Below are 20337 nucleotides of genomic sequence, written 5' to 3' on the forward strand. Positions count from 1 at the left end.
ATTAGAAGTCTCAAATTGACAGTTTTGAATCATCCTGATCAGATTTTGAATAAATAATCTCTAAAAAAATAGACCTGCCTCTACAGAAGCAGGTCTATTTTTTTGAGTAGTAGAAAAGATTTTTACCGCGTGCTGACCTTCGCTATTTAGGAAAAAGAAACACTACCACCGCTCTCCATCCCCAATCAGCTTTGCTTCCATTTGGAGCGGCGAGATTCAATCGTGGCCCAATTGCAAACTGAGTCTTTTGCTTGCCAAGACTCGTCACGGCGCTAATCGTAGGATTTAACCAAATCGTAGTAGTGGAAGCTTTCCAGTTTTGGGTCCACTCTATATTTGCACCTATCCCTGCACCAGATTTCCAGTTATAGTTTACAAATGGTTGCACAAACATTTGACTCAGGTCTTGTCGATCAACATCTCCAGCCACAGACCAAATTTGATTCACCAAACCACCGATAGTCCACCCATTCGTCTGCTTCAATGCAACGGCAGTAGGGCCCATTCCAAATTTCTTTGCCGTAAGAAAATCATTGGTACCTGTTGGGATTAAAAAAGCTGGACCTACTCCCCAAGTTAACTTCTCGGAATTACTAGGCGAGAAAAAAGCTGACATGACCGCGTCTCCCAAACCAGACTGCTTCTCTCCAGGAGCTGTAATATTGTATTGCGTTACAATAGGTAATACTACCCGGGTAATCATATTGATTTTATCGTTGATTTTAATGGGTAGCACTGGCTGAAAATTCATGGTGCTTCGGGTACCCTGCCACTTCCCGATTCCGTAATCTGTATTATTTTGAAAGGGGACTGAGACCAATGAAGCGATCGGATTTGCCAATTTTTTTGCCAATTCAGCGGCTTCATCTTGAGCGAATGCAGCTGAAAATGTACTAACGCAAAACAGAGTGGCAAGAATAAGTTTCTTCATTAGAAAATGTTTTTTTGATAAACTTAATAAGTAACTCGATATTATATACTATTCCTCTGTTGGAGCGCATTAAAATAGGAAGAAAGGGAATAATCCAAGACTATTATCACTCTTGAAATCACATTTCTCTGATTTTTATTTCCTTAAAAAGTACCCCCTGACCTTCACTTTGCAATCCGATATATCCGGAAGTCAAGGGCTTACCATCCACTTTAATAGCAGGATCAAATCGATTGGCGACTCCTCCACCGATCTGAGGAAAGGAATAAGTCAAAACAGTGTCGCCATTTACTAAATGATGCACAATAGAGTCTCCATAAACGATCAGCTCAGCTTTGACCCATTCGTCCCATTTGAAAGTAGGTGAGCTGGAATAAATGCAATGCCTCTCGTCAATTTTCCCTTCGAAAACCACATCCGTTCCCGGCGAGCACATATTTCCTGTTGGTCTAGGCTTTCCTTCTTCCTCCTCTGCCAGCATCTGGTACTCCACAGATATAGGCCAATCCTGCTCCACTAAGATACTTTCAGGAGCTTGGGAGTGGAACATCACCCCGCTGTTTCGGTACGTATAGCTTTGGGCATCCTCTAGCCACTGATCCGTGAATCGGTATTCCCAGCTTAGATGGAAAGAAGAAAATGGCTTTTCATAAAATAAATGTCCATAGCGATCATTGAAGCTGTCGTAATCTGAATAATCAACTGCTAATATCCCATCGACTACCCGAAAGGTATTTGCATAGTTGTCTCCGGTTTCATGATGATGGATTTTTGGAATCCAGCCGCTTAGATCTTTCCCGTTGAAGAGCACTTGCCAATTTGATTCTTCGGTAATCAGTTTTTCAGGAGTAGTCGGCTTTTGGCAAGAAGCGGTAAAAATGAATAACGCTAAATAAAGAATTGCGGGACTAAATATCTTTTTCATAGTGTTGAGGATTTAACAACAAGATGAAAAAAGTTGAGCGAAGGTGCTAGAAACTGTATGCCTTTTGTTTCGCTACCTATTCAGATCTTTCACTAACCTGAATCCTAAAAATGAGCTGGAATAAGCAGTGTTTCTCAAATCTAAACTGTAATTATCCTCTATTGCCATCATATCTTTATCACTGAAAAATCGCCCGCCGATTCTATTGTACTCAGTCCCATTTTTTTCCAAAAGCGCAAATTCCTCCACGTTTCCAGACATATCATATATCCCCAATTGGTTTGGTTCTAGTGTGCCGATTGGCTGAATTTCCATTTTGGAATTAATGTCGTACCAGCCTATGCTATTCGCTTTATTTGATCCTGAATATTTATAAACCGGTGGCCAAACACCTCCGGCAGCTGCGATTTTCCACTCCCTTACAGTTGGAAGCCTTTTACCAACCCATTTGGCATAGGCCTTTACATCAGTAATCGTCACTCTGGTGACAGGAAGTTTAGCGTACCACTTTTTATCTATCAAGTTGCCATCTTGGTCATGCCGCCAATTCAACCCTTCGAATAGCTCGGAGGGATTATCTCTTGTTGGTTTTGGTCCAGTCCCCCGGACTTCACAAGTAGTTTTATATGCTGTAGCCAAAACGAATTTTTCAAATTCGTCCATTGTCACCTCATGGGTGTCGATCATAAAGTTATACCCCAAGTCTGCATTCTTGACCAAAACCATTTTGTCAGAATTTAATTGAGTTAAATTCAGGAGGAAAAAGATTGAGATTAAATAGTTCATTGCTATTTCAATTTAATTTTAGCAATTATCGGACTTAAGTATTCACCTTCAGGTTTGTGTTTTTTTAAGAATGCTCTTCCTTCTGGAATTCCTTGAAGTAAACCAATGGCCTCCTCATCCAATACCGCTATTAAGACCTCATTATTCAAATAGTTGTATCCCGAAAAAATAGGTACATCAAAATCATTTTGGATGCTTTTTGTTAGCACATCCTGAGTTTTACTTTTCCATCGAAATATCGGCCGTTGATCATTTTTGATTAAAAATAGATGATTGTCCAAATTCCCTCTCCAATAGCCCATATAAAGAATTCCATTTTCCTCAGTTATTACTTTCCTATAACTCTCATCATCAATGATATCTTCCCGATTACTAAGATTGCTAACATCACTAAACTTCAAAACTTCTTTGATTTGCCCTGTCCCAGAGATAGCGAAGATACTTGAATCATAAACCTTTGAAGCAAACAACTCACCTCCTGATCGAACCAGTGCAAAATCTTGAGACAAAATCAGCTCATTTTTAGATAATGGAATGGCTTGATCTATTACTTGCTCAGTTTCAAAATCATAGGTAAAGAGCTGGCTAGGTAAATCTAGTTTAGACTCTTCCACCATATCTCTGAAAAATGCAAATCTATTCTGTCCTAAATATCCAATGGAATGGACAATCAAAGAGCTGGGGATTCGATATTGTCTCGATGGGTTTCCATTTTCATCATAAACAAAAATCTTTCTTTGAGCTCCAGAAAAGACAAAAATCTCCCGGGAGGCCGGATCATAGTCAAAATCGGATATTTCTACAAACTCATCGGGACCACCCAGTCCAATCTCTAAAGAAAATAAATGGGTGCCTGTGTCCGTAAAAACAGCTAAAGTTTCGGTGTAGGAATTATCCAAAATGAAAAAACGATCATTTTCATAGATCAATTTATCAACTCCATAGATAACAGCATCAGACTCTTTGTCTAAAACCAAATACTCAACACCTTCTGAGATCTCAGAAATCAATAGTTTATCTTGGATTTTAATATTACCGAGTTCTACTTCATCATTTACAGACTCAGCACAACCGACTAGGCAAAAAAGCAGTATGGCAATTCTTCGTATCATATTCTATTTAAAAGAAAATAAAATATAGTTACCAATAAAGAGATAAGATTAACTTACTTTATAAGTAATTGAAAATGAGATAACTAAATTTTAGTTATTTTGAAATAAATTAAAAATCAAAAGCTTATAAAGTTAGAATACAATAAAAAGAAGAAATCAATGCTTCCAATCGTAGCCATCAACTTGCTCTAAGCAAGCTTTCAGCAAGGCGATTGAATCAGCAATATCCTGCTTATGTGCCATTTCAATCACTTGGTGAAGATGTCTTGTAGGAATTGAAATTGCTCCGGCGATAGCTCCTTGTTTTCCCATTCGCTGCACTCCGGCGGTATCTGTACCTCCTGCAGTTAAGATTTCAGGCTGCCAGTTGATTTTAGATTTGGTTGCAGTTTGTTTCATAAAATCAACCATGCGGTAATCACAAATCGTCATCGCATCCATGATCTTGATCGCAGTTCCTTTTCCCAGTTCGGTCACTTTCTCATGTGGCTGCGCTCCTGGTACATCAAAAGCAATGGTAGTATCCAAGGCAATCCCAAAATCAGGGTTTATTCCATGTGCAGCCACATTTGCTCCACGAAGTCCCACTTCCTCTTGCACGGTAAAAGTAGCATAGACATCGTAAGCTGGATTATCCAATTGCTTGAGCGTCTCGATCAGAATAAACACTGCTACTCGGTTGTCAATGGATTTACAATTGACACAATCACCCATTTCGATCAATTGACGATCTCGAGTGACCGGATCTCCTATCGTAATGTATTTCTCCACCTCTTCTTTGGGCATCCCCAAATCGATAAAAAAGTCTGTAGTTTTCGGCAAAACAGCGCGCTCCTCTGTAGTCATCACGTGGATCGGCTTACTTCCCATCACTCCTATCAAATCTGTTTTGCCATGCACGATTACTCGTTGCGCGGTAAGTGTTTTAGGATCAAAACCACCAAGTGTATGAAATCTCAGAAATCCCTTGTCATCAATATGCGTCACAATAAAGCCAATCTCATCCATGTGAGCAGCAACCATCACACGCTTGCCATCTGGATTTCGCTTTCCTTTTTTGATAGCGATTACGTTGCCTAGATTATCCACTTTCACCTCATCTGCAAGTGGAGTCACTTGCTCAATCACAAAATCCCGAACACGTTTTTCAAAACCGGGTGCTCCGGCGATTTCACAAATTTGTTTAAGAAGCGAAACGTTGATAGACATGGTTGATTTTGGATTTAAAATATGAGATATATGATTTTTAGAAATCTCCTAAAAGAGATTTTTGAGGACATAATTTTAAAGCTAGAATAGCTGAGTTCATTTCCTCTGAAAATATATTTAGTATCAGTAGGCTCTAATTGTCTTCCCTTCCATGAAGTTAACAAAGGATTTATTCACCACCACGGTTCCTCCTTCTGTAGGGTAGTTACCAGTGAAATACCAATCACCTGTATGATCTGGGATACATTTATGAAGATTTTCAACAGTTTGAAAAATCACTTGAACTTCTGCTTTAATATCCTCAGAGGTTACAATTTGAGCGACTTTATCAGAAACTTCTTCATAGGTGAATTTGCTGTAAACTCCTTTTACAAAATTCTCCATTTCTAAATTGGAATTGATACAGGAATCATAAACCTCCTCTAAGATGTGCTCCATTTTATTCTCTTTCAACAAAGCTAAAGCAGCACGGAAGGCTATGAATTCCTTCATTTTAGACATATCAATACCATAGCAGTCCGGATATCGAATTTGAGGAGCAGAGGAAACAATGATAATTCGCTTTGGATTTAATTTATCCAAAGTCGTCAGAATGCTTTTCTCTAACGTAGTCCCTCTTACGATACTATCATCGATCACAACTACTGTATCTACACCGGGCTTGATGACTTCGTAAGTAGTATCGTAGACGTTGGCGACCATAGTATCCCTATCATCATCGTTAGTGATGAAAGTTCGAAGCTTCACATCTTTACTTACCAATTTTTCTACTCTAGGTCGGAAATTCAAAAGCTCATCAAGATCACCAACATGCGGTTTTCCATCAATAAAAATCTCTCTTCGTTTTGCTGACAGATAATCCTCCAATCCTTCGATCATGCCTAGGAAGGCTGTCTCAGCAGTATTTGGAATATAGGAGAAAACGGTGTTTTTCAGATCAAAATCGATCGCTTTGAGAATCTGAGGAATTAATGCTTTGCCTAGATTTTTTCGCTCTTGATAAATGTCCGGATCAGTTCCTCTGGAAAAATAAATTCGCTCAAAACTGCAAGATTTCTTTTCCCGAGCTGGCATGATTTCATCTTCGGAATAAGACCCATCTTTATTGATCACAAGCGCATGACCTGGCTTGATTTCTTTGATTTCTTTGAAATTGATATTGAATGCAGATTTGATAGCGGGCTTCTCTGAAGCCACAACAATCACCTCATCATCCGCATAATAATAAGCCGGTCGAATCCCCGAAGGATCTCTCACCACGAATGCAGAACCATTTCCAATCACTCCCGCCATAGCATACCCGCCGTCAAAATCCCGACAGGATCTTCTTAGAATTCGAGCCACATCCAACTCATCCTCAATAACTTGAGTGACCTGTTCGTTCGAAAATTTATGCTTGTATTTATCGAAGATTCGTTGATTCTCTTCATCCAAAAAGTGTCCGATTTTCTCCATTACCGTAACCGTATCAGTTTTTTCCTTAGGGTGCTGCCCAAGTTCCACCAACTTCCCAAATAGCTCCTCCACATTGGTCATGTTGAAGTTTCCCGCCATGACCAGGTTTCGACTTCTCCAGTTATTTTGTTTTAGGAATGGATGACAGGTTTCAATAGAGTTTTCCCCATGTGTGCCATATCTCAGGTGCCCCAACCAGACTTCTCCGGTAAATGCTATATTTTCTTTAAGCCACTCACCATCCGTAAGGGCATCATGACCTCCAATTTTTTTAGCCTTTTTGATCTTCTTATTGATTTTGTCAAAGATAAAATTGACAGCCGAAGGCTCTATAGAACGATATCGACTAATGTATCGAGTACCCGGTTTCGTGTCGATTTTGATATTGGCAACACCGGCCCCATCCTGTCCACGATTGATTTGTTTTTGCATTAGCACATAGAGCCTGTTTGAGGCAAAAGCTGCTGTCCCATATTTGTCAATGTAATATTGAACGGGTTTTCGCAGCCTTATCATTGCTATGCCGCACTCGTGTTTGATGGCGTCACTCATGGAGTCAGGAGAAAGTTATGTTTGGTCATTCAAAGTTAATTGATTTTAAAAGAAAATTTGGTCAAAAAAAGTTCTACTATTCTTTCCGGTTTATCAATCCCATAAAAGAGTCTTTTAAATCAATTTTTTACACGGTTTTAAATAAAATTAAGAACGATATGCTGATAAATTCTACAACCTAACCACATGATTTTTGAACAAAAAGCCTCTAAATCCAAAACAGGGCACTTGGCACAGGTATCGCATAGGTAGTACATGTCGGCGGAACAAATCCAATGACAATAGGATCCGGATCCAACTATTTAAAGAAGTAAATTTAACTTAAACCAACTAGAGTCATGAAAAAGACACTCATTATTGCCACAATGCTATTTGCCGGTGCGGCAATGGCAAATCCGATTGAATTAATTTCTCAAATCTCCCCTGTTGGAATTGAGGTTCAACAAGAGCAAGAAAAAGTAAAAATCGATCCTGAAACTTTGCCGGATGCGGTCAAAGCCTCCATCGCTGGAGATGAAACTATTGCTTCTTTCCCAATAGCAGAAGCTTGGAAAATCTCTTTACCAGAGGATAAAGCTCATTTTGTGATAACCTTTGACAACGGTACCGAAGAAAAACTGAGCAAAAAGTATGATGAGGCTGGAAATGAGATCGTAGAGTAAGATCACCATTTCTTAAAATAAGAAGGCGCCAGACTTTGTCTGGTGCTTTTTTTGTTATGTTTACCCAAATCAAAATTTTATGAAAAGGATCTTACTGGTTGAGGATGATTTGACATACGCCCGAATTGTTAAAAACTTTTTAGAGAAAAACGGATTTTCTGTGGATTCTACGACGAAAGTCAAAGAAGCGCAGCTGCTTTTGTCAAATGCAAAGTTTGATTTGATCATTGCTGATTTCAGATTGCCTGATGGAACAGGAATGGAGCTTTTACAATGGTCTAAAAGTAATTTCCCTCAGACTCACGTCATACTTATTACGCACTATTCTGATATAAGAATAGCGATCAAGGCGATGAAACTTGGGGCTTTTGAATACATTACCAAACCTATCAATCCTGACGAACTTCTTGCAACGGTTAAAGAGTCACTCTCTGAAAAGCTGACTTCATCCTCAAGTGTTGAAAAAAGTGAAACTCAAAAAAGCCTAGCTACAACTCCAGTTAATGTCAAAAGCGATTATGTGGTAGGCACTTCGATGGAAGCAGAGAAATTAGAAAAACATATTCAACTAGTGGCCCCTACCGATCTGAGCGTATTGGTTTTGGGAGAAACAGGAACAGGTAAAGAGCTTATTTCTAAGCGAATTCATGATTTTTCAGCCAGAAAAAATGGTCCATTCATTGCAATTGACTGTGGTGCACTTCCAAAAGAGCTTGCTGGAAGCGAACTATTCGGACATGTCAAAGGAGCATTCACTGGCGCATTGGATAATAAAACAGGCCACTTCGAACGTGCTAATGGCGGAACGATTTTTCTGGATGAAGTAGGAAATCTAAACTATGAAGTTCAAGTTCAACTCCTTCGTGCGATTCAGGAACGAAAAATCCGGAAGATCGGAGGGAATAAAGAAATTGAAGTTGACTTGAGAATCATTGCTGCAACCAATGAAAACCTTTTTCAGCAGACGGGAACAGGAAATTTCAGGGAAGATCTTTACCACCGCCTCAATGAATTTACTCTTAAAGCTATTCCACTACGAGACCGGAAGAACGATTTGGAGGAATTTGCGAATGAATTTCTGATTGAAAGTAATAGTCGTCTAGGAAAAAATGTAAAAGGTTTTTCAAATGATGTTTGGGAATTTTTCTTGGGATACGATTGGCCAGGAAACCTTAGAGAACTTCGAAATATCATCAAAAGAGCAGTTTTATTGACCACAGGACCCCTTGTTGAAAAAGAAGCCTTACCTATTGATATCCAAGAAATTAATACATCAACAAACTTGTTCAATGACACTGCTGATCCCGCCAAAGCCAGCAATATTTCTATTTCTTCAACGACCGACTATAAGAGTCAATGGGAAGAGCAAGAAAAAAACCTGATTCAAAAAGTGTTGATGGATACAAAATTCAATAAATCGAAAACTGCCAGAATCCTAAAAATGGACCGAAAAACACTTTATAGTAAAATGGATAAATATGGCATGAACGAGTAAAAAAAATCTTTACAACTACCCGATTGAATGCGATTGTTTGGAATGTTCCAATGGAGCTAATATTTGAGATTGAGAATCAAAAAAATGAATTAAGATCCAACTCTTTCATCGGAAAAAGGGCTCTAATCTGACTCCTCTTTCACCAAGCTTGGTCTTCTAGAAAGTTCATCCAGCAAGGAACCGACCTCTTTATCTAATTGACTTAGCAATTCAGCTAATCCATTTTTATTACTCATTTTGAGATTTGTCTCTATTTTTCTAGCGATTCTGGAGGCAGGACTTTTTATTTGCCCTAGCCTACTTGCCATCTGATGGGAGATTTCCAGGATATTTTCAAATCGGTTGTTCAGCCAGGCTTTTTTCAATTCTTGTAACTCCTTTCGGGTTTGAAGAACCAACTCACTGATTATATCATTTAGGAGCTGCTCGTCGTCCATACAGAACCTCCTCAGATCAGTAAGTTGATAGCTTTCCGCAAATTCAGAAATGCTATTTTTTTGATCATTTTTATTGAGGACCCTATCAGGAAAATATTTACCGATGGTATCGATCAAGGCATTTTCTTGAAAAGGTTTGATTAAAAGATCATCAAAACCAGCATTTAACAGACTCTCCCGCTCTTCCACAAAAACGTTCGCGGTCATTGCCAATATGGGTAATTGCTCATATTGATCAAATGAGCGAAGTTTTTTCACTACATCGAATCCGGAATATTCAGGCATCTGAATATCTAGAATAGCAAGATCAAAATGCGCATGCTTAAAGTCATCTCTGAATGACACTCCACCATTATAGCAAATACAGGAAGCTCCAAAATAATTTAAAATCGTCTCAAGGTATTTTATTCCCACTGGATCATCATCTGCCAATAAGATTTTTATTCCCGTGAGATCAAGAGATTGTGCTTGCGAATCGGTTCGCTCCTGAATCGCATCCCCGGCAAGCAAAGGCAAGCTCAAAGTCATTTTTGTACCGACATCCTCAGCACTTTCGGCTGTGATCGTTCCGCCAATAAGTGTAATCAGTCGCTGAACTATAGCAAGGCCAAGTCCGGTCCCACCATATTTTCTTGAAATCGAGGTATCGGCTTGGTCAAATTCTAAAAACACTCTTTTAAGAACCTCTTTGCTCATTCCTATGCCTGTGTCCTTTATCTCTACAGTTAGCGTATCATTTCCCCACTTGATTTTGACTTCAATAGTACCTTCACTGGTGAATTTGAAAGCGTTGCTGAGGAGATTATTTAAGATTTGCTTGAGTCTGAGCTGATCACCAATTAGTGATTTTCCTTCAGGGAGATCCATTTCCCATTTAAATTCAAGCTGTTTTTCGACAGCTTTCAATTCAAAGAAATTTTGAATGGATTCAAAAAGTATTTCCGGATCAAATTCTTTTGTCTCCAGTTTCAGCTTACCTGCTTCTAACTTGGAAAAATCGAGGACTTCATCCACAATTTCCATAAGTGTGTCTGAAGCAAAACCAATCATACGAAGTTGTGATTGTTGGTTGAGATCCAGTTCGCTTTTTTCTAAAACGGAGCGATAACCCTGAATCACATGTAGCGGATTACGGATTTCATGACTCATATTGGCTAGAAACTCCTGTTTGGATCGAGCCAAATCCTCCGCCTTTTGCTGAGATTCAAATAAGTTTTCCTGATACTTCTTGGTGAGCTTAATCTCCTTCAGAATAGAATAGATCATCAAAGAAATTCCAAAAATCGCAATGAATACTATAACTATCAAAAACATGGTGACGTCATAACTCAACCCATAAGCTGACTCATTCTTTTGATTTGACTCTTCCAAAGCTCGTTTTTGGAGTGTCGCAACCAGATTTTGGATGGTCCCTACAATTTCACTTTGTTTGAGCGAAAGCTCAGATTCCATGCTGGCCAACTTTTGGCGCTGAGAAGATTCCTCCCAATATATTCTTTTGATTACATTTCTGATTCCATACAGGACGCTATCCAATGCTTGTGGTTTTTTCTGACCAAGTTCCTTATAGTTTTGATTTTGGAGATCCTGAAGGTATTTGATCAATTTATTTTCAACCTGAGAGGACTCCGTGATCTGCAGTTCCTGATTGGTTGAAATTGGCTTACGGGTCGCATCCAGCAAATACTCCTGAGGATTAATTCTTTTCAATGGCTGAATCTCTACCAAGGAGGCTCTTCTTCTGATTCCCAATTCCACTTTCCGGAGGGCTTCCTGAGTAAAATTACGGTTAGCTAGATTGTTCTTTACCTCGTAAAGGTCAAGATATCCACTAACAAGTGAAGGAATACTAGCTCTAATCCGTTTAATATAGCCAGACTCGAGGGTATCAAGAGCCAAAGCTTCCAACTGATCAAGTTTGGAGTTCAATGAGAGGACTGTAGAGTCTTTGACTCGAATATCAACAGCTGAATCTCCTTGACTGACCCTCGTGATTTGAATTATTTCAGTTTGCAGCTCATTGAGGACATTGAGTTTCTGATTAGGCTGAGACAATTCATCCATTGTCTCAAGCATACGATTGAGGGTATAATAAGTCAGTCCTGCGATACCGATTAAGAAGATAGCTGCAAAGAAAAATCCTAGAATGACTTTACTGGCGGTATTGACTTTTGGGGTTAGCTTCTTCATCTGTGAAGTAATTTACGCCCAATAATTATTCCAGAAGTTTAGAACTTGAGCAAAGTATAACCTTGAGGGACGTAAGTAGATATCGTAGTCAGTGCTGAATGTGCAATTTTCACTCCTGGCCAGAGGTCACTTTTATCAAGTTTTCGAGCAACCATAGACTGTCCACAGACATAAAACTCTGCTCCAGCCGCCTTAAGAGCTTCATAAACTTTCAAATTAGGATTATCTATTTTATTTCGCTCTTGATAATTTTTATCTGTAAGCAGCGTGAAAATTGCACCACCATGAATAACCACCTTCACATGAATTCGATCCTGTGGTACTCCAGCTAAACCATGCAGATTCATAAGTCTGGCAATATTATCCACCCATCGGCTAATTTCTGCTGGATTATCTGCACCAGTAGTCATATCGATGATAATCTTGTATTCCAGTGAAGGATCTGGCCGCTCCACAGCATCTTTGATTTCATAGATTCCTCCGAAGTCTTTCACGATTGGGAATTGGGCTGTTTGAGCAATGCTGAAATGGGCTGAAAACAATAAAATAAGAAAAAGGCCTAGTGTTCTGGTAAGTTTCATAGAGGAATATATTAGGATGAAAAAGTAGGAAAAATCTTTCGATAGAAATAGCCACTAATAAAAAAAGCCCTGAATAAATTCAGAGCTTTCTGTGCGCACGAGAAGATTCGAACTTCCACACTACTTAAAGCACCAGCCCCTCAAGCTGGCGTGTCTACCAGTTTCACCACGTGCGCAGTTAATTGGTTTGCAAAAGTATCATTCGAGTTTAACTGATGCAAACCTGAATCAAACCTTTCTTTGATTTTTTAAGAATAAACTTTCTTTTCTGCAGAAAGCAAAGTATTGTAAAGCAAAGAAGCAATGGTCATCGGTCCTACTCCACCCGGAACAGGTGTGATTGCAGAAGCTTTGGCAGCCACCTCGTCAAACTTCACATCGCCTATCAATCTAAAGCCTGATTTCTTGGAGGCATCTTCGATTCGGTGAATTCCCACATCAATTACCACTGCACCAGGCTTCACCATATCCGCGGTAACAAACTCAGGCTTCCCTAAGGCTACGATCAAAATATCTGCAGTACGCGCTATTTCCTCCAGGTTTTTGGTTCGGCTATGCGTCAAAGTCACGGTTGCATTTCCAGGATAGCCATTTCTAGCCATCAGAATACTCATCGGGCTGCCCACGATATGACTTCTTCCGATCACTACGCAATGCTTTCCTGAGGTCTCAATATCATATCTTTTTAGCAATTCGATGATTCCATAAGGAGTCGCCGCCACATAGGCCGGCCAGTTCAAAGCCATTCTCCCTACGTTGGCTGGAGTAAAACCGTCTACATCCTTCTCCGGCTTGATCTTATTGGTCACTTTCTCCACAGAGATATGCTTTGGCAAAGGGAGCTGAACGATCAATCCATCTATTTCAGGATTCTCATTGATCTCTTCCACCACTTTCAAAAGTTCCGCTTCAGAAACGGTCTCTTCCAGTCTAACCAGCGTTGACTCAAAACCACATTCACCACAAGCCTTCACTTTTGCATTTACATAAGTCTGGCTTGCGCCGTCGCTTCCTACAAGAATAGCAGCTAGATGCGGGATTTTACCTCCTTCAGCTTTGATTTCAGCCACACGAGCAGCGATTTCTGTTTTGATTTGTGAAGAGGTGAGTTTTCCGTCGATTAGGATAGCCATTTGATCTTTTTATTTATGAATTAGGATTTGGGAATTACGAGATCTTGAGGAATACGAAATATGAAGTACGAAATACGGGATTCAAGAAAGCGTATATTTTTATTTGTTTAAACGAGCCGTTTTCAGGCTTGCTACAATTATAGCTACTAGCTCATTTGATTCTTTAATTAAAACTCCGATTTCTTTTTTTAAATCCTCAATCGGAGATATTTTTTCTAAAATTTCTAGAAAGAACTGACTCTCATCAGCCTCCTCTTCTACAATTTTAAGCTTATAAATAAAATCTGCATTCGATTTTGCTCTCATAGCAGATCGATAATTGGCAGCTACCGAACTAGAACAACGAAGTAGCTGATTTACATAATTATTGAACTCTCTTGTTTGAGGAAGTTTTTAACACAGGAACCAAACATCTACTGCAAACTTCTTAGTTCGATCTTTTAATGCTTGACTCATAGAATAACCATATAAACCAGAATACTATTGAAAATTTAACCTCACTATTTCTTTGATTTTCAAGCTTTTCTGAAAAATCAAAAAATCGGTGATCAATCTATAGTCTGAGATTGAAGACAGTCTCGTACTTCGTATTTCGTATTTCTCAAATCGTATTTAATCAGCTTAGTCCAGCTTCAATACCGCCATAAACGCCTCCTGAGGCACCTCGACGTTGCCGACTTGTCTCATTCGCTTTTTACCTTTTTTCTGCTTTTCTAGAAGTTTTCGCTTTCGGGAAATATCACCACCATAACATTTTGCCAATATGTTTTTACGCATGGCCTTTACAGTTTCTCTGGCAATAATCTTCTGGCCGATTGCTGCCTGAATGGCAATTTCAAACATCTGGCGAGGCACCAATTCCTTCAACTTTTCGCAAAGTCTTCGGCCCCAATCATACGCTTTATCCCGATGAACTATTGCCGAAAGTGCATCAACTGGCTCTCCATTCAACATCACGTCGAGACGCACCATATGCGAAACTTGGTAGCCAATCAATTCATAATCCAAGGAGGCATAACCTCTGGAAATGGTTTTCAACTTATCGAAGAAATCGAATACGATCTCTGCTAAAGGCATATCGAAGGTCAATTCTACACGTTCAGAAGTCAGGTAAACCTGATTTTTGATCTGGCCTCTTTTTTCCATACAAAGGGTAATCACTGCGCCGACATACTCTGCAGCGGTGATGATGGATGCTTTCACATAAGGCTCTTCGATATGCTTCATCCGCGTAGGATCAGGCATATCCGATGGGGCATTGATCAGCTGCACCGTATCATTGGTCATCATGGCTTTGAACTGTACGGATGGCACCGTCGTAATCACGGTCATGTCAAACTCTCGCTCCAATCGCTCCTGAATGATCTCCATGTGCAACATTCCCAAGAATCCGCAGCGAAATCCGAAACCTAATGCCATGGAAGTTTCCGGCTCCCATACCAATGAAGCATCATTTAACTGAAGCTTCTCCATGGAATATCGAAGTTCCTCGTAATCGGTAGTCTCTACTGGGTAGATTCCGGCAAACACCATTGGTTTCACGTTTTCAAAACCCTGAATCGCCGCATCGCATGGACGCTTGACGTGAGTAATCGTATCCCCAACTTTGATTTCTTTGGCCACTTTTACGCCGGAAATCAGGTAACCCACATTTCCTGCAGACATCGTTTGTTGCGGGATTTGATTGAGTCCCAAGATCCCGATTTCGTCCGCCTCATATTCTTTACCGGTATTGACAAATTTGATTTTATCGCCTTTGCTGAAGGTACCGTTGAAAATCCGGAAGATCACTTCTACCCCACGGAACGAATTGTAAACCGAATCAAAAATCATCGCCTGTAGCGGTGCATCTGGATCACCTTTTGGGGCTGGGATTCGGGTTACCACAGCTTTCAAAATATCGTCGATACCGATACCTGCTTTACCAGAAGCTAAAATTATATCCTCTCGATCGCAACCGATCAAGTCGATCACCTCATCAGCAACCGCCTCAGGATCAGCGCCCGGAAGGTCAATTTTATTTAATACAGGAATAATCTCCAGATCGTGACCTAAAGCTAAATAGAGATTTGAAATCGTCTGTGCTTCCACGCCTTGAGATGCATCTACAATCAATAAAGCGCCTTCGCAAGCGGCTATTGAGCGGGAAACCTCATATGAAAAATCCACGTGACCTGGGGTATCAATGAGGTTCAACGTATAAACCTCCCCTTCGTGCGTGTACTTCATCTGAATCGCGTGCGATTTGATCGTTATGCCACGCTCGCGCTCCAGATCCATATTATCCAACAACTGATTCTGCATATCCCGATCCGCTACGGTATCGGTTTCCTGCAATAATCTATCCGCCAATGTACTCTTCCCATGATCAATGTGGGCGATGATACAGAAATTTCTGATGTTTTTCATATTCATTTCGGGCGCAAAAATAGTAAAAAAAGGGATAACCTTGGTTAGAAAGGGGCAAGGGAAATAGGTTTTACGAAATAAAGCTTCGCTGAAATAGGCATTTGGAAAGATAGGCTTGGCAAGATACGCTTCGCGAAATACAGCAACGCTGAAATACGCCTTCGGCGAAATAGACCATGAAGAAAATTCAATCTTCAGACTTCGAACAGGAAAAGCCAAGAAATAAGGTTTCTGACATCATTCCTGAAAATCAAAGATCCTTTTACCTTTGACTCTCAAAATCGAAGAAATGAAATCCGTAGCCGAACGTAAGAAATCCCAAAATATCGCTGAATACCTCATTTACATGTATCAGATGGAAGATTTGATTCGCTCTTATCAGGGTGACATCAAGGAAATGGATCAGTTTGTCGTTTCCAAGTATCCGGTTTCGGATGAAGAGAAAATAGATATTTCAGTTTGGTTTGGAGAATTGATTACACAAATGAAATCTGAAGGAATCCTGGAAAAAGGGCATTTGAGTGAGTTGAATAAGCATGTCGATGAACTGGCACAACTTCACTGGAAACTTCTGAAAACAGACGCGACTTATTTTGAAACGTACTCCAAAGCAAAGCCACTTATCATCGAGGCAATCGTACAAGCCGAGGGAAAAGATCTTGGGAATGAAATCCAGATCTGCTTGAATGGCGTGTATGGACTATTGCTGTGTCGCCTATTAGGTAAAAAAGTTAGTGATGATCAGCTTAAATCTGCTGAAGCATTTGGAGAAGTTTTAAGTTTTTTAAGTCTTGTTTTTAAAAAGGGATTTTAGAAAATAAATATCCTTAGTGCAGGAATTCCCATACGCTTCGATAACCTCCTTTTTCCTCCACATAGCCAAGCAAAGAATCAAAGAAAGGATGCACCGCCAAAGTGCTGCTATCACCGATTAACACTAGCTTTCGCTTGGCTCGTGTCAAGGCGACATTCATTCTTCTAGCCTCGGATAGGAATCCTATTTCACCCCTATCATTGGAGCGAGTTAGCGAAATCAACATCAAATCCCGCTCCTGCCCCTGAAACCCATCCACTGTATCAATGGTAATCTGATCCCGTAGCGTCTTCAAATTTGGAAAGTCAAAAGACTCAAAAATCAAACTCCGAATCAACCGAACCTGGGCTCCATAGGGCGCAATTAACCCAATTGTCCAGCCTGCTTCTTTGAAATGGGCTATCCCAATGGATTTAATCAGGTGATTCAAATGAGTGCAGGCAAATTTTGCTTCCTCGGGATTAAAGGTGCTCAGACTTTCTGATTCGACTTGTTCGGAATAACCAGATCCTGCAGTATCAATCCACTCCATGGGAAGTTCCTCTTGAAATTGATGCGTCTTCGTGTTCTCGGCTGCTTTCAATTTACCCTGATAAAACCACTCATTTGAAAAACCCATAATTACTTCCGGCATGCGATACTGCAAATCCAGTAATTGCGCGGCTTGTGGATTTCTCAATATAGTTTTTTCAAAAAGCGTCTGAGCCAAACCATCTTTAGCTACCTGCAATGACTTGATTGTAGGTGGAAGTTGAAAGTGATCCCCTGCAAAAACCACCTTTTTGGCCTTCAGAATAGGAATCCAAGTAGCGGCCTCCAAACCTTGAGCAGCTTCATCTATAAAGACCACATCGAAAGTCATCCCTTTCAAATGATAAGAGGAAGCGCCTACTAAAGTCGTGGCAAATACTTGTGTCCGTTGAAAAATATCAAACTGAATGTACCCCTCCAGTCCTTTTGCTTCTTCACGAATTCTCGAAACTTCCCCATACATCAATTTACGCTGCGCGCGCTCCTCTGGCCCAAAGTTACGTTTGTATTGTTTTGCCAAATTGAGGTACTGATTGACTTCTTTTCGGAGTTTTTTTAGATCCCTGTAGCTGTCATGAAATGCTGTCTTGGCATCCAAGGTCTGATTTAAAATTTTCTCCTCCACTCGTGCAGGATGTCCCAGTCGAAGCGTTTGAATTCCACGATCTGTCAATTTTTCAACCAATAAATCCACTGCGGCATTACTTGGAGCGCAGACCAAAATAGATTGGTTGGAAATCACAGCTTCCTGAATCGCTTCGATCAGGGTGGTGGTCTTTCCTGTACCCGGAGGACCGTGAACGACAGCTACATCTTTGGCATTGGCAATCAATTCACAGGCTTGATTTTGGGAATCATTTAATTCTGAAATCGCCGCTCTTTTTTTTTCAGAAAAATGCGCTTTCCCCTCTCCCAATAAAATCTCCCGAAGTTCTTTAAGTCTTGAGTTATCTGCCGCTATAACTTTTTTCAGTGCAAACTCCATTTCCCGATAGCTGGCCTCATCAAAAAGTAAATCCACACCTAGTCGATTGCTATCCATCCAATCCGGAAGTTCATCAGCCTGAAGCGTCACGACCATGGTGTCTTTATTGACTTGATTAATGACACCATTGACCCTATTTTCTGTGCTCTGATAGCCTTCCTGCGTACTAAAAAATGATACCGACTTACCTGAACTGAAGGAAGATGGATACTTCGAATCCATTCGCTCGACCTCCACCAACAGTCGTTCTCCCATACCAATTTTACTTTTCTTGAGTTGAATTGGATGCCAGGTGATGCCCTCTTTTTTCTTTTCCGCAAGGCTGGTATTCAGGAATTTCTTCTGGTATTGCGACAGATCTTCCTGCCATTCCAATTTCAAAAGTTTCAGTCCTTGCTTTAATTCTGCTTCTATATTCGGCATCTATTACTAATTTGTTTCGAAACTACTCAACTCAAATCTTGTTTTCTAAAAAAATCGCCGGCAAATGAATTACCTCGCGCATGCATATTTGTCTTTTGGTCAGGAGGAGATTTTGGTTGGGAATTTCATTGCAGATTTTGTGAAGGGAAAAATGCTTCTGGATTACCCTCAAGCAATCACTGATGGAATTCGACTTCACAGGGAAATTGATCGGTTTACAGATTCTCACCCTTTGGTTCGTGCCGGACAAAGCTACCTCAGACCTCAGTTTGGCCATTATTCCACCGTGATTACCGATATTTTCTTTGATTATTTTCTAGGAAAAAACTGGGATAAATTCAGTGATCAACCTTTGAAAGATTTCATTGAAGAAACCTTTCAAATCCTGGAAAAACACTCAGAATTCTTCCCGGAGCGTTTTTCTAAAATGTTTTATTGGATGCGAAAAGACAATTGGCTGCTTCATTATGCCACGTTAGAAGGGATACAAAAATCCCTTACTGGATTGTCTAAACGGACCCGATTTGATTCCAAAATGGAACTTGCTCATTTGACACTAATTGAACGTGAAGCAGAATTTGAATTGATTTTCTTCGCTTTCTTCAAAGATTTAGAGACTTTTACACAATCGAAACTCACAGAAATACAAGCTTACCATGACAGTCATTAAACCAAAAGTCTCTACCTACATTTCATTGAGCATGGTCTTGCTCATTTTGATCGCAGGGTTGATTTTTATTCTGAGAGATTTCGCTTACAAGGGGAGTTTTGGACTTTGGTTTTATCTAGTTGCTTGTAGTTTGATCACATTGGTGATCTTGATGCTATTGGTGAAAATGATGGCAGGATACCGATTCATTACTGTAGGAAGGGATCAGATTATTATCAAATTACCATTAAGAGGTTATACCAAAGCTTATCCGCTTGCTCAAATTTTGGCTTGGGAGGAGGAAACGATAGTAGCCAATAAGCGACAGTTTAAACAATTGACTATTGTATTTTCAGATAATCAATCTATCTCGGTGAGTAATCACGAGCATGAGGCTTATTCTGATTTGGTGGCTTATCTAGGAAAGAAAGCGATTAGACAAAAAGTAAAAAGCAAAAAAGCCTGAGATGACTCAGGCCTTGGATTAGCGTTGGTTTCTAAAATTTTTATCGTAGAGTTCGATACTTTCCCGAATGATTCGCATTGCATCTTCTTTTCCAAGAAAGTCTTCTACTTTGACCTCTTTATTTTCTAATTTCTTATAGTCTTCGAAGAATCTATGTACTTCTTTCATCAGGTGAGGAGGAAGATCGTCAATATCTTCGATGTAGTTTACTGACTGATCACCAGCGGCCACTGCAATGATCTTATCATCAGCTTCACCACCATCTACCATTCGCATCACACCAATTACTTTTGCCTCAACTAAGCACATAGACGGGATGTCAATCTGAGAAATAATCAGGATATCCAAGGGATCATGATCTTCACAGAAAGTCTGCGGGATAAAACCGTAATTGGCTGGATAGTGTACTGCTGAAAAAAGCACCCGATCCAGCATCAGCATCCCGGTTTTTTTATGCAATTCGTATTTTCCCTTACTTCCTTTTGGGATTTCAATGACTCCGGTTACTACTTCCGGAGCATTCTTTCCAATGTTGACGTCGTGCCAAGGATTGATCATGGTATTATAGTTTGGTAATAAAAAGTCGGCGATT

At 40.1% G+C, this 20337-nt stretch carries 17 protein-coding genes, 1 tRNA gene and 1 pseudogene; 5 read left to right on the forward strand and 14 right to left on the reverse strand.

What is annotated here, in order from left to right; all coding sequences use genetic code 11:
- Positions 1-142: 142 nt before the first annotated feature.
- The 6 genes from BVC88_RS18550 to BVC88_RS18575 form a co-directional block, all read right to left on the reverse strand.
- Complete coding sequence (locus tag BVC88_RS18550; RefSeq protein ID WP_075352223.1) at positions 143-931, reverse strand: hypothetical protein; 789 nt, start codon at positions 929-931, stop codon at positions 143-145.
- Between the two features lie 118 nt (positions 932-1049).
- Positions 1050-1856 carry a 3-keto-disaccharide hydrolase gene (locus BVC88_RS18555; RefSeq protein ID WP_075352224.1) on the reverse strand — a complete coding sequence of 269 codons (807 nt, stop codon included), beginning with the start codon at positions 1854-1856 and terminating at the stop codon, positions 1050-1052.
- A gap of 72 nt (positions 1857-1928) precedes the next feature.
- Positions 1929-2642, reverse strand: a complete 714-nt coding sequence (locus BVC88_RS18560) for an SUMF1/EgtB/PvdO family nonheme iron enzyme (protein ID WP_075352225.1) — start codon at positions 2640-2642, stop codon at positions 1929-1931.
- A gap of 2 nt (positions 2643-2644) precedes the next feature.
- Positions 2645-3754, reverse strand: a complete 1110-nt coding sequence (locus tag BVC88_RS18565) for a 6-bladed beta-propeller (RefSeq protein ID WP_075352226.1) — start codon at positions 3752-3754, stop codon at positions 2645-2647.
- 156 nt (positions 3755-3910) lie between these two features.
- Positions 3911-4963: a M42 family metallopeptidase gene (locus tag BVC88_RS18570; RefSeq protein WP_075352227.1), complete on the reverse strand. Its 1053-nt coding sequence runs from the start codon at positions 4961-4963 to the stop codon at positions 3911-3913.
- Positions 4964-5086: 123 nt separating this feature from the next.
- Positions 5087-6970 (reverse strand): amidophosphoribosyltransferase, encoded by a 1884-nt coding sequence (locus BVC88_RS18575; RefSeq protein WP_075352228.1) that lies wholly within the window; start codon positions 6968-6970, stop codon positions 5087-5089.
- A 338-nt stretch (positions 6971-7308) separates the two neighbouring features.
- On the opposite strand from BVC88_RS18575, the gene BVC88_RS18580 reads away from it, so the two are divergent.
- The gene (locus BVC88_RS18580) at positions 7309-7632 is read left to right on the forward strand and encodes a hypothetical protein (protein WP_075352229.1); all 324 of its coding nucleotides are present in this window, start codon (positions 7309-7311) and stop codon (positions 7630-7632) included.
- 79 nt (positions 7633-7711) lie between these two features.
- Positions 7712-9127, forward strand: coding sequence for a sigma-54-dependent transcriptional regulator (locus BVC88_RS18585; RefSeq protein ID WP_075352230.1), 1416 nt, complete (start codon positions 7712-7714; stop codon positions 9125-9127).
- Positions 9128-9249: 122 nt separating this feature from the next.
- Here BVC88_RS18585 and BVC88_RS18590 read toward each other — a convergent pair whose 3' ends face one another.
- The 6 genes and pseudogenes from BVC88_RS18590 to lepA form a co-directional block, all read right to left on the reverse strand.
- Positions 9250-11754: a hybrid sensor histidine kinase/response regulator gene (locus BVC88_RS18590; protein WP_075352231.1), complete on the reverse strand. Its 2505-nt coding sequence runs from the start codon at positions 11752-11754 to the stop codon at positions 9250-9252.
- Between the two features lie 38 nt (positions 11755-11792).
- Positions 11793-12335, reverse strand: a complete 543-nt coding sequence (locus BVC88_RS18595) for a DsrE family protein (protein WP_075352232.1) — start codon at positions 12333-12335, stop codon at positions 11793-11795.
- 92 nt (positions 12336-12427) lie between these two features.
- Positions 12428-12511: transfer RNA gene (locus BVC88_RS18600), tRNA-Leu, on the reverse strand.
- A 72-nt stretch (positions 12512-12583) separates the two neighbouring features.
- On the reverse strand, positions 12584-13468 hold the full coding sequence (locus BVC88_RS18605) for a bifunctional 5,10-methylenetetrahydrofolate dehydrogenase/5,10-methenyltetrahydrofolate cyclohydrolase (protein ID WP_075352233.1): 885 nt from the start codon (positions 13466-13468) through the stop codon (positions 12584-12586).
- Between the two features lie 99 nt (positions 13469-13567).
- Positions 13568-13846 (reverse strand): annotated as a pseudogene (locus BVC88_RS18610) (four helix bundle protein); the annotation flags it as partial.
- A gap of 243 nt (positions 13847-14089) precedes the next feature.
- Entirely contained in the window at positions 14090-15883 is a 1794-nt protein-coding gene (gene lepA / locus BVC88_RS18615) for a translation elongation factor 4 (protein ID WP_075352275.1), read from the reverse strand.
- A 283-nt stretch (positions 15884-16166) separates the two neighbouring features.
- Here lepA and BVC88_RS18620 point away from each other — a divergent pair, with 283 nt between their 5' ends.
- Positions 16167-16691 carry a DUF4924 family protein gene (locus BVC88_RS18620; RefSeq protein ID WP_075352234.1) on the forward strand — a complete coding sequence of 175 codons (525 nt, stop codon included), beginning with the start codon at positions 16167-16169 and terminating at the stop codon, positions 16689-16691.
- 13 nt (positions 16692-16704) lie between these two features.
- Here BVC88_RS18620 and BVC88_RS18625 read toward each other — a convergent pair whose 3' ends face one another.
- Positions 16705-18630, reverse strand: a complete 1926-nt coding sequence (locus tag BVC88_RS18625; protein WP_075352235.1) for an AAA domain-containing protein — start codon at positions 18628-18630, stop codon at positions 16705-16707.
- 64 nt (positions 18631-18694) lie between these two features.
- Here BVC88_RS18625 and BVC88_RS18630 point away from each other — a divergent pair, with 64 nt between their 5' ends.
- Both BVC88_RS18630 and BVC88_RS18635 read left to right on the forward strand, forming a co-directional pair.
- A complete protein-coding gene (locus tag BVC88_RS18630) occupies positions 18695-19300 on the forward strand; it encodes an acyl carrier protein phosphodiesterase (protein WP_075352236.1) in 606 nt (201 codons plus the stop codon).
- Positions 19287-19745 (forward strand): hypothetical protein, encoded by a 459-nt coding sequence (locus tag BVC88_RS18635; protein WP_075352237.1) that lies wholly within the window; start codon positions 19287-19289, stop codon positions 19743-19745. The genes BVC88_RS18630 and BVC88_RS18635 overlap by 14 nt, the downstream gene beginning before the upstream one ends.
- Before the next feature lie 18 nt (positions 19746-19763).
- Here BVC88_RS18635 and BVC88_RS18640 read toward each other — a convergent pair whose 3' ends face one another.
- A complete protein-coding gene (locus BVC88_RS18640) occupies positions 19764-20303 on the reverse strand; it encodes an inorganic diphosphatase (RefSeq protein WP_075352238.1) in 540 nt (179 codons plus the stop codon).
- Between the last annotated feature and the right edge of the window lie 34 nt (positions 20304-20337).

The organism is Algoriphagus marinus (assembly GCF_001936475.1).
Classification (GTDB): domain Bacteria; phylum Bacteroidota; class Bacteroidia; order Cytophagales; family Cyclobacteriaceae; genus Algoriphagus; species Algoriphagus marinus.

Coding starts and splice junctions, on each gene's coding strand:
- BVC88_RS18640 (WP_075352238.1), bottom strand. CDS start 20,303: ATGATCAATCCTTGGCACGACGTCAACATTGGAAAGAATGCTCCGGAA.
- BVC88_RS18575 (WP_075352228.1), bottom strand. CDS start 6,970: ATGAGTGACGCCATCAAACACGAGTGCGGCATAGCAATGATAAGGCTG.
- BVC88_RS18555 (WP_075352224.1), bottom strand. CDS start 1,856: ATGAAAAAGATATTTAGTCCCGCAATTCTTTATTTAGCGTTATTCATT.
- BVC88_RS18620 (WP_075352234.1), top strand. CDS start 16,167: ATGAAATCCGTAGCCGAACGTAAGAAATCCCAAAATATCGCTGAATAC.
- BVC88_RS18560 (WP_075352225.1), bottom strand. CDS start 2,642: ATGAACTATTTAATCTCAATCTTTTTCCTCCTGAATTTAACTCAATTA.
- BVC88_RS18625 (WP_075352235.1), bottom strand. CDS start 18,630: ATGCCGAATATAGAAGCAGAATTAAAGCAAGGACTGAAACTTTTGAAA.
- BVC88_RS18550 (WP_075352223.1), bottom strand. CDS start 931: ATGAAGAAACTTATTCTTGCCACTCTGTTTTGCGTTAGTACATTTTCA.
- lepA (WP_075352275.1), bottom strand. CDS start 15,883: ATGAATATGAAAAACATCAGAAATTTCTGTATCATCGCCCACATTGAT.
- BVC88_RS18605 (WP_075352233.1), bottom strand. CDS start 13,468: ATGGCTATCCTAATCGACGGAAAACTCACCTCTTCACAAATCAAAACA.
- BVC88_RS18565 (WP_075352226.1), bottom strand. CDS start 3,754: ATGATACGAAGAATTGCCATACTGCTTTTTTGCCTAGTCGGTTGTGCT.
- BVC88_RS18570 (WP_075352227.1), bottom strand. CDS start 4,963: ATGTCTATCAACGTTTCGCTTCTTAAACAAATTTGTGAAATCGCCGGA.
- BVC88_RS18595 (WP_075352232.1), bottom strand. CDS start 12,335: ATGAAACTTACCAGAACACTAGGCCTTTTTCTTATTTTATTGTTTTCA.
- BVC88_RS18630 (WP_075352236.1), top strand. CDS start 18,695: ATGAATTACCTCGCGCATGCATATTTGTCTTTTGGTCAGGAGGAGATT.
- BVC88_RS18580 (WP_075352229.1), top strand. CDS start 7,309: ATGAAAAAGACACTCATTATTGCCACAATGCTATTTGCCGGTGCGGCA.
- BVC88_RS18585 (WP_075352230.1), top strand. CDS start 7,712: ATGAAAAGGATCTTACTGGTTGAGGATGATTTGACATACGCCCGAATT.
- BVC88_RS18635 (WP_075352237.1), top strand. CDS start 19,287: ATGACAGTCATTAAACCAAAAGTCTCTACCTACATTTCATTGAGCATG.
- BVC88_RS18590 (WP_075352231.1), bottom strand. CDS start 11,754: ATGAAGAAGCTAACCCCAAAAGTCAATACCGCCAGTAAAGTCATTCTA.